Genomic DNA, 12,020 nt, shown 5'->3' with positions numbered 1-12,020 from the left:
AATCCAGTAAATTATGATTCATCTTTAAACCAATATAATTAATGTTAAAATTAAAGTGAATATCATTAGTTACCATTGTAGGAATAGATTGTATAATAAGTAATTGCAAAAGAGGGATTCAGATGGATGCAATAATGCTAGAAGGTTGGACGCCTATATTGCTTATGGGTATTGGTAGTGCTATTATTCTCTTTTTTATATCTCGTAAAATTTCTAGAAAAGCTTTATTTTTAACCTCCACTTTATTGAGTTTAATTTGTATTGGAGTTGTAATTTACAGTAAAGACGTTGTTGGTGGATGGGAAGGGATAGGATTAGGAGTAGTTACATTCATTGTTTTCATAGGAATATGGCTAGGTACAATAGTAGGGGCTGTTAAAAGAAGTACCAATTAGGTTGATTTTCTATTGAATTATCGTATGGTAAATCCTATGAAATATCTTTTCCACCATCGGTCGCCCTTCTTATGGATTTAAGGGCTCGATGATAATCTAAGGAGGAACTTTTGTGTCACAATGCACGAACTGTAATTATAAATGGAAGGTTAGAGAAATTTTGTCTCTCGGATTCTCAAAGCAAGGAAAAAACTGTCCAAATTGTTGTTGTAAGCAATACATTTCTGCAGAAACTCAAAGGTTATTCACATTTGGTTATCTAAGCATTATATTCGTTCCATTTCTACTTTTTCGTATCAAACTAAGTGATAAAGATGAACCAATGTGGTAGCTTCGGTTTTGTATTGCCAACAAAATTGGAACCTTTTGTGCTAATTATTATAAATAACTTAGTGGTTGAACGATCTCACAGGCTTCACTTTCTTTAAGAAATTTATTAACAATTGCAGGATGTGAAGCACCTACAATAAATAGTATTCGATCTTCCTTTGAACGAATCAAACGCGTTAGGTTTGAGAACATTATTAGATTTCTTTTGTACCACCAACTTAGCCATTTCATGCCGATATAATTGTTAATATCGCCAATTCGAGCAATATTTACATAATGCTTATGTATTTTATTGAGCCAGATTGGATCATTTAACTCTCTATAATAATCTATAATACGCTTATTTTTCGTTAATTCAGGTACAAATAAATCATTATAGATTTCATTGAAAAGGTCTGGTTGATTATCTTTTACCCACTTCTCAATTTCTCCATAATCCATGTCGGCATCCTTCATCCAATCAACAGAATATATCTGTTCATGCCCAAGCCTTACACCTAAACGAAAACCTATTTGAAAAATTTCATTCATTTCTAAATTGTAAGTTCCGAGTTTGTATTGCCTATACTTTTCATTAGTGAATACACTATCTTCTGGTACCATTTCAACGGCAATCTTTGTTGGTTTAAAGTTTACTAATTTTGATACTAGTTCCTCAATTTCTGTTTGCCTTCTATTAGAATACAACCCTTCATGTTCAGCCATGTGAAAGGTTCCGAGTACAAGAACTTTCGCCTTTTCTACATTCATTGAGATTCCCCCCTTTTTAGTAATTACGTGCTAGTTTAATAATATCTTAATTTCTCTACTGAGCAAAATTAATCCGTCCGAAATAACTCACATATATTAGGTTGGTATTACATATAGAGCAAAAATACATATTTATAATCTAAATTAGTTCTTAACACAAAACAATAAAAGCTGAAATTTCTTTCATCTAAAACATTTTTCGTATATACCGATAGATAAATATAAAACACTTAATAAAGGGACTACTTAAAATGTCAAAAACAAATATTGTAGTAAACACAGATGGAAAAATTGTAAATATGGCAGTTGCAGGTCAAATGACTATGGAGGATAGCAAGAAGTTCGTAGATGATTATCACAACAAAATATCGCCTTTAAATGGTGCAGAGTATGATTTGATAGTCGATTGTACTGATATGAGAGTATTAACAAAAGATATGACAGATAATCTAGTAGAAGTAATGAAAATGTATAAAGAAACAGGTTTTAAACACATAACGTACACGGTTTCAGATAATATTACTTTAAAAATGCAGCTATCTAGACTGACAGGGAATGCGGGACTTAAAGATATAACAAAAGTTGAGACAATATGATAAACACTAAGTAAGAAAAATCAATGTAACAATAGATGAAAAGGGGATAACTATTAAGTAATAAATATAGAAAATATTAAAATCAGAGATCTTGCAGTTTATCATCCTAAAAATGTAGTAGGAAATGACTTTTATATTGAACATTTCAAGAAACAGGGGAGAGATATAAGTCATTTTTTAGAAGTAATGGGGAAAAAAGAACGTTATATCATAGATGATGAAAATGAAAATACGTTAACAATGGGGATTAACTCGGCAAAGATGGTGCTAGAGAAAGCAGGATTAAGTGGGGAAGATATTGATATGATTGTGTTTTCCACCCAAGTCCTCGAAAGAACTCTACCTACAAATGCTACTTATGTTCATAACGCTATCGATGCAAGAAAGGACACAATGGTATTTGATACCAATGCCAATTGTGCGGAGATGACAACATCTGTAGAGATAGTTTCCAGATATATGATGGCGAGTCCATGGGTTAATAGAGCATTAGTTATTGGATCTGATGCGAATAGCTTAATTTCAAACCCTGATCAGGAAATTACCTATGCTAATTTTTCGGATGCTTCAGCATCTATTATTTTAGAAAAAACCGAAGAGAATACAGGATTTTTCGATGCGATATATGATGTAGATTCATCAAATAAAGAAAACATTTCGTTTCCACAAGATGGATTTTCCAAAACAATAGGAAAAGTGGAGCATATTGTCTTTTTACCTTTTGATGGATCTGCGCCCGTACCTGACGCTTGTGTTATGATTGATAAGTTGTTAGAAAGAAATAAATTAAGTATTGAAGATATTGATTCGTTTTGTTTCTTTCAATTCGCATTGACAAATATATTAAAGATCCAAAAACATTTTAGTATTCAAGATGAAAAAATTGTCTATGTTGGCGATAAATATGGGTATACGACTACAAGTAGCCCGTTTGTTAGTCTATATGAGGGTGTTAAGACTGAAAAAATTAAACGGGGAGATAAGTACTATTTTGGACTATCGGAGCGGGTCATGAAATGGGTGCTATGTTATTTAAATATTAGGGGGCTAAGGACTGCATGGTGGTGGTCACCCCAAAATGCTATAGTTTTATTATGCAGATGATTGGCTGGATTGAGTTCGATATTCTACTGGACTCAATCCAGTCAATTTTTCTTTTACACGTTCATAATTATTCTAATAGATATACTCTTCAATCCGTCTTTTAAATAAGAAGTGAAAATATTCCAAGTAAGGCTTAACTATCTAGGTATTTATGCCGATGAAGAATTGACTATTACATAAAATATGGTGTAGAAAATGATTATATATATGCTACCCCAAGAAGGCTGATCAACCAGAAATATAGAATTAAAATGTAGATTGTAATGCAAGTCGATAATACATAAAGGTATGGTATAACCATGCAGAAGAATATTGATAGAAGTCAACTTGATAATAGGAATATAAACTTACAACTCTAACGAAAAATATATCTAAAAAATAGGAGGACAAAACATGAAAGTATCTAATAAAGAAAAAATAAAATTAGTTATGGATATTAATTTTTACGGGACACTTTATATGACAAAGTCATTTCTTCCACATTTACTGGAGAGACCTGTCGGGCATATTACGAATGTATCAAGTATGGGAGGCTTCCTTCCTGTACCTGGTCAATCAATCTATGGTGCATCAAAGGCAGCTGTTAAACTTTTGACTGAAGGGCTAAGTGCAGAGTTAAAAGATACAAATATAAATGTTACTGTAGTCTTTCCAGGCGGTGTAGGTACAAATATTATGCAGAATTCTGGTGTAGATCGTTCCAGAAATAAAGAAGCTAGTGAAGAGGACATGGCAAAATTATTAACACCGAAAGAAGCAGCAGAAATTATTGTACAAGGAACAGAAAATGATGAATACAGAGTATTAGCAGGAAAAGATTCTAAGTTATTGGATAAGATGTATCGATTAAGTCCTAAACGTGCTTCTGAACTGATAGCTAAAAAGATGAATTAGGAAACAAATTATTTTTAATAGTTAAGAATAGAAGTGAGCTCATTGCTTACTTCTATTTTTTTAGCTTCAAATATGATACTGATGTAATCTCTAAAGTGATTAAATGACAAAACTTATATGCTTATTTTTATCTACATAAACCAATATATATCTAGCTAAATAATACTAGCTAGTGCTTGTTTATGAAAAAAATTAGGTATTAAAGGCAACTATAATGATGCCCCTTTGTACGTTTTGCATCGCTAGTATAGTTGATAGAATTTATTATGTTAAAGCTACTTTCTATTTTATGAAAGGATGATATTAATGTATTCAAAAGAAGCAACTCCTGAACAAGAGCTTATAAAAGTATTAGGTGGGAAAAGTGAAAAAGATCCTTTTCTCGTTTTTAAAGAATTGCGAGATAACGGGGCAGTTAGGCCAATTCCAATGCAAATTGGAAATACCGATAATCAAACTTGGATTGCCACACAAATGGATGAAGTGAAAACCGTTCTAAAAGATCAAGATACGTTCTGTGTAGATCCATCTACGATTAATAAAGAAAGTAACACAAGAAGTGAGTTAACAAATAGTTCTGATAACCCAAACTCAAATTTATTCCTTGCAAATTCTTTAAACGCAATAGATGAACCAGACCATCGTCGTCTACGTAGATTAGTTTCAAAAGGATTTACACCTAGATATATGGAAAGTTTACGACCAAAGGTACAAGGAATAGCTGATGATTTAATTGATCAAGTACAAGAAAAAGGTGAAATGGATATAGTTCAAGATTTTGCTTATAAACTTCCGATTATCGTTATTTCAGAAATGATTGGGGTTCCAAATTCTGATCAAGAACAAATTTATCATTGGTCTGAGTCTATAGCTAATGGTCTTGGATTAGGGAGATTAGATGAAGAAGTATCAAAAAGCTTAGATGAGTTTGGTAATTATTTTAAACAATTGATTGCAGAAAGGCGTCAACAACCAAAAGATGATTTGATTAGTGATCTTGTATCTATAGAAGATGGTGGAGATAAACTCCATGAAAAAGAACTTCTATCGTTGGTTCAGTTATTAATTTTTGCGGGGCATGAAACTACTTCAAATTTAATTTCTACAGGTACATTAATGTTATTGGATAACCCAAAACAGCTAGAAACATTAAGAAATGATCTTAGTCTGGTTCCTAAAGCCGTAGAGGAATTATTACGTTTTCATGGTCCTTCTACTACCGCCGGTCCGCGATATGTTATCAAAGATACAGTGCTTGGTGGGCAGAATATTAAAAAGGGGGATATTGTCTTTCCGTTATTGAAATCAGCGAATCGTGATGAAAATGTCTTTTCAAGTTCTGAAGATCTAGATGTTACACGTCATATCAAACGACATGTAGCATTTGGTCATGGAGTTCACATGTGTTTAGGAGCTCCTCTTGCTCGTATTGAAGGGGATATTGCTTTTACTACTTTAATAAAACGATTGCCAGATATGAAATTAAATGTACCTCGTGAGAATATACAATGGCAATTTAAGTTGGCTGCACAAGGATTATCCTCCTTGCCAGTATCTTTTTAAAGCGATCAAATAGTAAAGTAGATTTCGTATAATTAATTAAAGTAGTTAAAGAAAGTAGACTCCCTTTTAATGGAATTTAGGAGGAAAGACATGAATAACGAAGTAGTTGATATGACAATTATTGGCGGTGGCCCTGTTGGAATGTTCGGGGCATTTTATGCAGGTATGAGAGATATTTCGGTAAAAGTAATCGAAAGCTTACCCCAATTAGGAGGACAGCTCGCTGCATTATATCCGGAGAAGTATATTTATGATATTGCAGGATTTCCGAAAGTATCAGGTCAAAAATTAGTCGATAACTTAGAAGAACAAATGAATATATTTCAAGATAAAGTTGAGATTTGTTTAGGACAAACTGTGATAAAAGTACAAAAAAAAGATGAAATTATAGTCATTCAAACAGATAAAGAGACTCACTACACTAAATCTATTATCATTACTGCTGGAAATGGTGCCTTTGAACCTAGAAAATTGCCAGTCGATGTGACTGTTTATGAAGAAAAGAATAATATTCACTATTTTGTGAAAGACATGAATCGCTTCTTAGATAAAAAGGTGATGATTTTTGGTGGTGGTGATTCAGCTGTTGACTGGGCGTTAATGCTCGAATCAATTGCTAGTAGTGTGACACTCGTTCATCGTCGTAATGAATTTCGTGCACACGAACACAGTGTGAAAAAGTTATATGAGTCAAGTGTAGAGTTAGTTACACCATATATTCCATTAGAATTTAAAGGACAACAATCACTAGAAAAGGTGATTCTCGAAGAAACTAAGGGAAGTAGCACCGTAGAAGTAGAAGTGGATGATGTTCTAGTTAATTATGGATTTATATCAAAGCTAGGCCCTATTAAACAATGGAACCTTGAAATAGAAAAGAATTCAATTGTAGTAAATTCAAGATTTGAAACAAATATGGAAGGAATATATGCCGCTGGAGATATATGTACGTATGACGGAAAAATAAATTTAATAGCTACAGGGTTTGGAGAAGTAGCAACTGCAGTAAGTAATGCAAAAGTATATTTAGATCCAAAATCTCGTGTACAACCAAAACACAGTACTAGTTTAATGGGTTAAGGCGTCTTAATTTTAGGAGGTAGCTATGGTAGCAAAATACGCAAAGGTGAATCAAGAGACATGTATAGCTTGTGGAGCTTGTGGTGAAGCTGCTCCAGAAATTTTTGATTTTGACGAGGAGGGCATTGCATACGTTTTCTTAGATAATAATAAAGGAGTTTATCAAATCCTGGATGAACTCTTAGACGATCTAGAAGATGCATATGAAGAGTGCCCTTCTGAATCTATACAGATTTCAAGTCATCCTTTTAATGAATAAAATAAGTATTATTTTTACCCTTAATAACCTTACAATATTTTGTAGGGTTATTTTACTTTTAAAATATACTGTCTTTTAGGATTTTGATAAACTTGCTATATTATTCTCTTAAACTTCTGGGAGGTTCTGCATTGTTAAAACTGAAAAGTACCCGTACTCCTTGTAAAGAAGAACATATGATCAATTTACATGTATATCGAATAAGAATGGTATTTTGGATTGTGTTTATTTTTATTGCTGCTACCTTGTTACAATTCTTAGAACAGGTCTCGATTATTGCATCCTTAGTTTCCATGTTATTTATAGTTCTACATATTGTATTATATAGATTTTCATACCGATTCAAATATAAGAAAAGTGCATATTACTTTTTATTGCAATCCAGTATTATCTTTATCACTGCATCTATAATGCCACATGGATCACCTGTTATTTTAATTGGATTATTACCGATATTAATAGCTGAGAGTATTATTTTTTTCGGGCAGTCATTTAAAGTGTTTTTACTCGTTCTATTGTTATATATACCGTTTACAGTGGCTATCGCTATTAATTATGGTATACAAGAATTGGTGATCTTCATTCCAGTTTTATTTTCGATTGTGGGTATTACAGTATTTTATGCGCTGCTTTACATAAAAGAAGAAAAAGCTTGGATGCGCATGGAATATTATATAGAAGAATTAGAGACTGCTAATCAAACCATTGAAGAGTTAAGCATAAAAAATGAAAGAAAAAGAGTTGCCAGAGACTTGCATGATACTTTAGCTCAAGGACTTGTAGGGGTAATCATGAAGCTTGAAGCAGTTGATATACATTTGGAAAGTGGGAATTATGAAAAATGTCAAAGCATAATAAAAGGATCCATGAAGGAAGCTAGATTGACCCTAAAGGATGCAAGGGAAGTAATTGATGATTTACGTATCAATTCTATGTCAGAATCAGCTTTTGTCATGGATGTAGAAGAGGAAATTAGTCGATTTGAGCAAGCAACTTCTATACAAGTTCATAAAACAATTGAAGTACTACCTTCTTTAACTTCATTAATAAAACAGCATGTATCATATATTATAAGTGAATGTTTAATAAATATAGCGAAACATGCACAAGCGAGTAAAGTAGAAATTGAAATAGCTTTAAGAAATAATGAATTGATTATCAACATATCAGATAATGGTCGAGGATTTAATGTTCATTCTATTGGAGAAATTAATGGTCACTATGGTTTAATTGGAATAAAAGAGCGTGTACGTATTTTAAATGGATCTATACAAATCAATAGTGAACCAAAGAATGGCACAAGTTTAAAGATAGAGATCCCTGTTGAAAAAGGAGCAGAGAATGAAGACTAAAATACTTATTGTTGATGATCATCTATTAGTACGAGAAGGATTGAAATTAATACTTGAAGCGAATGAATCATTTGAAGTTATAGGAGAAGCGCAAAACGGGAAGAAAGCGCTAGATTTTTTGGAATATGAACTACCTGATGTTATTTTACTAGATTTAAAAATGCCAATTATGAGTGGGTTGGATACCATGGACCAAATTAAAACAAGACAGCTTGACATTCCGATAATTATATTAACTACGTATAATGAAGATGGTTTAATGGTCAAAGGATTAAAAGCAGGAGCGAAAGGATACTTATTAAAGGATACAGATAGATATAATTTATATAGAACGATAGAATCAGCAGTAAGAGGTGATTCATTAATCCAGCCAGAAATAATGGAAAAATTACTGCATATTAACGATGCTGCATTTAGTATTAATAATGACACTGTGAATAGTCAGCAATTATCAAAAAAGGAAATTTATATTATCACTAAAGTTGCTAATGGATATAGAAACAAAGAAATTGCATGTGAATTAGGTATAGCGGAAAGAACAGTGAAGTCTCGCTTAACAAACATCTACAATAAATTAGGTGTTAATTCACGATCAGAAGCCGTATCGGTAGCAATTAAACAAGGTTATATTAATCTTTAATAGGTAGGGTAAATGGAGGAAGGTTACTTACCTTAATAAAGTTCTCACTTTACTTCTTGCACTGGTTTGGGCTTCACTGGCCCCATTCCTCGTGGAATTTCTCTAAACTCACCTATACTTGATTCAAGAGCATCTGCAATATATTTTACCGCAATATTTGGATCTACCTTATCTCCGCATGTATAGACGTCGATACTCGCATAACCATGTTCTGGGAAACTATGGATGGTTAAATGGGATTCTGAGATGATTACAACACCGCTTATCCCGTATGGTGCGAATGGATGAAATACAACTTCACGTATCTCTGCACCGGCAATGACTGCAGCCTCTACAAAAGTATCTCGAATAAAATCGATATTGTTTAATTTATCTAAATTGCACTCCCATAGTTCAGCAATGATATGTCTTCCCAATACATCCATGTGACGAAACTTCCCCTTACATAATAAATTTACAGTCAGTATATAGAAAAGTATAAACCGATAATTTTGTTAATGCAATTTTTCTAGAAGTATGTGAATTGATTTATATAAGTAATTTGATCCATAAGCATCTTTAAATTTTTATTTTTTAGGTCAATCAGTTAGAATTATAATAGGATTAAAGGTCATATAATTTTTATAAGTAGTGATAATGACTAGTTATGTGGGGTGAAAAAGTGGGGCTATTCTCGAAGATTTTTTCCAAAAATAAACAAAACCAACCTGCACCGAAAGAAAGAGATGTATTGACGATTAAAGTTGGAGATATTATAACTTATGATTTAGTGGATTATGAAGTTGTTGGGAAAATAACATATCGATCAGGAAACTATGAATGGTATAGTTATCAACTACTAGAAGGAAGAAATACAGTTTGGTTAGCTGCAGAAATGGATGATGAATTGGAACTAGGAATTTATAAAAAAGTTACATTGCCTGTTTCTAAGCCATTTCCGAAAGAGCTTAGTCATGATGGGAATACGTATTATTTTGATGAATCTGGTACTGCTAGAATAATCGGTGAAGGAAGAAGTGCCAATTTACAAGGATCTGAAGTAGAGTATGCAGAATATGCAGATGAAGATGAAGAAAACTTTATCAGTCTAGAAGTATGGGGATCAGAAGTAGAGGTAAGCGTAGGCTACCCAATCGAATCCTATGAAATTAAAATTATGGCTGGTTCATTGTAAAAAATGAAACATATTAATGAGTTATATCGTATAGGATAACGACAGCAAAAATGAATACAAATTGAATATAATCTGAAGGAGAGAGTAATATGTTTAAGTTTTTTAACCGAGTAAAGACAGTAGTAAGTTCAGAGTTGAATTCTGCTCTTGATAAAGCGGAAGATCCGGTGAAAATGCTGGATCAATATATGCGTGATATGGCAGAGGATATACGTGAAGTAGAAACAGCTGTGGCAAAACAAATATCCAATGAGAAAATGTTAAAACGGAAAGCTGACGATGCGAAGGCTATGATGGAAAAACGTCAGAAACAAGCTGAACAAGCAATTGAAGCGGGAAATGATGATCTAGCTCGACGTGCGCTTCAAGATAAGAAAGATCATGAAGCGACTGCAACTAGCTTGAATGAGTCTTGGACAACAGCGAAAAATGATTCAGAAGTTCTTAAATCCAAGTTAGATGAAATGAAAAAGGAATACCAAGAAATGCAACTGAAGAAGGATTCTTTAAAAGCTCGTGCAGAATCTGCTAAAACAAGAACAAAAATCAATCGTACAATGTCTTCTATTGGTAGTGATAGTTCTAAACAAGGATTTGAACGAATGGAAGAGAAAGTGATGCGTTATGAAGCAGAAGCAGAGACAAGTGAAGCGATGTCTTATCAAAGCCGATCCTTAGATGATGAATTTGAGGAATTAAATAAACAGAATGGTGTTGACGATGAGCTAGCAGCATTAAAGGCAAAAATGAATAAAGAGTAAGTTGTCAAGAAAAGGGCAGTGCTTTAATTAGCTGCCCTTTCTTAAAGGTGGAGGGGGATTGATTTGTGTAAAAGATGGATGTTACGCATAGGGATATTATTGTTCATCCTGTTAGCAGCTTGTTCTTCAGAGGATGAGACAATTATGGCAGCAGATATCCCGGAAGAACCACAAAAACAAGAAATCAAGCAAGTGATTGAAAATGGTGCTAACGAAAATAATGAAATTGACGATGTCATTGAAGACGCATTTCCACTTATGACAACCATTGAAGGCGACTCGAGTAATTCGGAAGTTTATGCAACAACCAGATTTACTTTGTCAGAGCTTAGTCTTTTACTTTCTAATACGTTTCAAGCGGAAGAGATTAGTGAAGTGAAAGATAATCAGCAGATCATTATTATTAATGATTACTTTGTGACCTTACGCAAAAATGAAGCGGATCAAGAAGTACTATTAATTGAAGTTGCTGGTGAAGAATTTGTAAAAAGAAATTATTCTCCAAGCTTTTTAGGTACATATTTTTCCATTCGACTGTTAGATAGTATGTTCGGAAACAATTGGAATCGAAATGCGAATGGGGATTATTCTGGCATGGGAAGCTATGGTGGTTCTGGAGGACTTGGCCGTGGAAATACGACATTTAGAGGCGGCGGACCAGGAACAGGTAAATAAAAGGAAGGTGATAATATGGAATTGTTTATTGCTACAGTAGTATATTTTGTTATTGCAATCATTATTGTTTTAGCTGGTTTATTTATATTTGAGAACATGACCCGTAAATATAAGGACATGGAAGAAGTAAAGAATGGGAATATAGCAGTTGCTTTATCAGTCGTTGGAAAGATTGTAGGAATCTGTATTATTCTATCATTTGCAATCTATAATAGCGGAAGATTTACTGATACAATCATTTGGGGTCTTGTTGGTGTTGTACTACAAATGATTGCATATTGGTTATTTGATCTATTTACAAGAAATTTCTCAGTAGAAGAAGAACTAAAGAAGAACAATATCGCAGTTGGAGTTATGTCAGTAGGGGTATCTATTGGCTTAGCATTTGTAATCGGCGCATCGATTACATAATAAGAGAATTTGCAGCCAGGTGATTGCTTGGCTGTT

The 12,020-nt window shown here is 33.2% G+C and carries 15 protein-coding genes and 1 pseudogene; 13 read left to right on the top strand and 3 right to left on the bottom strand.

Going from position 1 to position 12,020, the window contains the following annotated elements; genetic code table 11:
- The first annotated feature begins 122 nt into the window (after positions 1 to 122).
- Positions 123 to 395, top strand: coding sequence for a YesK-like family protein (locus ABC346_RS17995; RefSeq protein ID WP_413236168.1), 273 nt, complete (start codon positions 123 to 125; stop codon positions 393 to 395).
- 378 nt (positions 396 to 773) lie between these two features.
- On the opposite strand, the gene ABC346_RS17990 is transcribed toward ABC346_RS17995, so the two are convergent.
- Positions 774 to 1,475 carry a DUF5694 domain-containing protein gene (locus tag ABC346_RS17990; RefSeq protein WP_413236167.1) on the bottom strand — a complete coding sequence of 234 codons (702 nt, stop codon included), beginning with the start codon at positions 1,473 to 1,475 and terminating at the stop codon, positions 774 to 776.
- 251 nt (positions 1,476 to 1,726) lie between these two features.
- On the opposite strand from ABC346_RS17990, the gene ABC346_RS17985 reads away from it, so the two are divergent.
- Both ABC346_RS17985 and ABC346_RS17980 read left to right on the top strand, forming a co-directional pair.
- A complete protein-coding gene (locus ABC346_RS17985) occupies positions 1,727 to 2,071 on the top strand; it encodes a hypothetical protein (RefSeq protein WP_413236166.1) in 345 nt (114 codons plus the stop codon).
- Positions 2,072 to 2,257: 186 nt separating this feature from the next.
- A complete protein-coding gene (locus ABC346_RS17980; RefSeq protein WP_413236165.1) occupies positions 2,258 to 3,175 on the top strand; it encodes a 3-oxoacyl-[acyl-carrier-protein] synthase III C-terminal domain-containing protein in 918 nt (305 codons plus the stop codon).
- Here ABC346_RS17980 and ABC346_RS17975 read toward each other — a convergent pair.
- Positions 3,164 to 3,280 (bottom strand): annotated as a pseudogene (locus ABC346_RS17975) (IS3 family transposase); the annotation flags it as partial. The gene ABC346_RS17980 and the pseudogene ABC346_RS17975 sit on opposite strands and share 12 nt — an antisense overlap.
- A 288-nt stretch (positions 3,281 to 3,568) precedes the next feature.
- On the opposite strand from ABC346_RS17975, the gene ABC346_RS17970 reads away from it, so the two are divergent.
- The 6 genes from ABC346_RS17970 (at position 3,569) to ABC346_RS17945 (ending at position 8,963) form a co-directional block, all read left to right on the top strand.
- A complete protein-coding gene (locus ABC346_RS17970; RefSeq protein ID WP_413236164.1) occupies positions 3,569 to 4,069 on the top strand; it encodes an SDR family NAD(P)-dependent oxidoreductase in 501 nt (166 codons plus the stop codon).
- A 306-nt stretch (positions 4,070 to 4,375) separates the two neighbouring features.
- Positions 4,376 to 5,632 (top strand): cytochrome P450 family protein, encoded by a 1,257-nt coding sequence (locus ABC346_RS17965; protein WP_413236163.1) that lies wholly within the window; start codon positions 4,376 to 4,378, stop codon positions 5,630 to 5,632.
- A gap of 90 nt (positions 5,633 to 5,722) precedes the next feature.
- A complete protein-coding gene (locus tag ABC346_RS17960; protein ID WP_413236162.1) occupies positions 5,723 to 6,712 on the top strand; it encodes an NAD(P)/FAD-dependent oxidoreductase in 990 nt (329 codons plus the stop codon).
- A gap of 25 nt (positions 6,713 to 6,737) precedes the next feature.
- Positions 6,738 to 6,971 (top strand): ferredoxin, encoded by a 234-nt coding sequence (locus tag ABC346_RS17955; protein ID WP_413236161.1) that lies wholly within the window; start codon positions 6,738 to 6,740, stop codon positions 6,969 to 6,971.
- A gap of 131 nt (positions 6,972 to 7,102) precedes the next feature.
- A complete protein-coding gene (locus tag ABC346_RS17950; protein WP_413236160.1) occupies positions 7,103 to 8,323 on the top strand; it encodes a sensor histidine kinase in 1,221 nt (406 codons plus the stop codon).
- The gene (locus ABC346_RS17945) at positions 8,313 to 8,963 is read left to right on the top strand and encodes a response regulator (protein ID WP_413236159.1); all 651 of its coding nucleotides are present in this window, start codon (positions 8,313 to 8,315) and stop codon (positions 8,961 to 8,963) included. Before ABC346_RS17950 ends, ABC346_RS17945 begins: the two co-directional genes overlap by 11 nt.
- Positions 8,964 to 9,007: 44 nt before the next feature.
- Here ABC346_RS17945 and speD read toward each other — a convergent pair whose 3' ends face one another.
- Positions 9,008 to 9,388, bottom strand: coding sequence for an adenosylmethionine decarboxylase (gene speD, locus ABC346_RS17940; RefSeq protein WP_413236158.1), 381 nt, complete (start codon positions 9,386 to 9,388; stop codon positions 9,008 to 9,010).
- 236 nt (positions 9,389 to 9,624) lie between these two features.
- Here speD and ABC346_RS17935 point away from each other — a divergent pair, with 236 nt between their 5' ends.
- The 4 genes from ABC346_RS17935 (at position 9,625) to ABC346_RS17920 (ending at position 11,984) form a co-directional block, all read left to right on the top strand.
- Positions 9,625 to 10,137, top strand: coding sequence for a DUF4178 domain-containing protein (locus ABC346_RS17935; protein WP_413236157.1), 513 nt, complete (start codon positions 9,625 to 9,627; stop codon positions 10,135 to 10,137).
- Between the two features lie 89 nt (positions 10,138 to 10,226).
- Positions 10,227 to 10,898 carry a PspA/IM30 family protein gene (locus ABC346_RS17930; protein WP_413236156.1) on the top strand — a complete coding sequence of 224 codons (672 nt, stop codon included), beginning with the start codon at positions 10,227 to 10,229 and terminating at the stop codon, positions 10,896 to 10,898.
- Between the two features lie 63 nt (positions 10,899 to 10,961).
- Complete coding sequence (locus ABC346_RS17925) at positions 10,962 to 11,573, top strand: DUF4247 domain-containing protein (RefSeq protein WP_413236155.1); 612 nt, start codon at positions 10,962 to 10,964, stop codon at positions 11,571 to 11,573.
- Positions 11,574 to 11,588: 15 nt separating this feature from the next.
- Positions 11,589 to 11,984, top strand: a complete 396-nt coding sequence (locus tag ABC346_RS17920; RefSeq protein WP_413236154.1) for a DUF350 domain-containing protein — start codon at positions 11,589 to 11,591, stop codon at positions 11,982 to 11,984.
- Positions 11,985 to 12,020: the final 36 nt, after the last annotated feature.

It is taken from the genome of Oceanobacillus phoenicis (genome assembly GCF_047238145.1).
In the GTDB taxonomy this organism is placed as follows: Bacteria; Bacillota; Bacilli; order Bacillales; family Amphibacillaceae; genus Oceanobacillus.
This window is presented reverse-complemented; position numbering and strand designations above follow the sequence as displayed.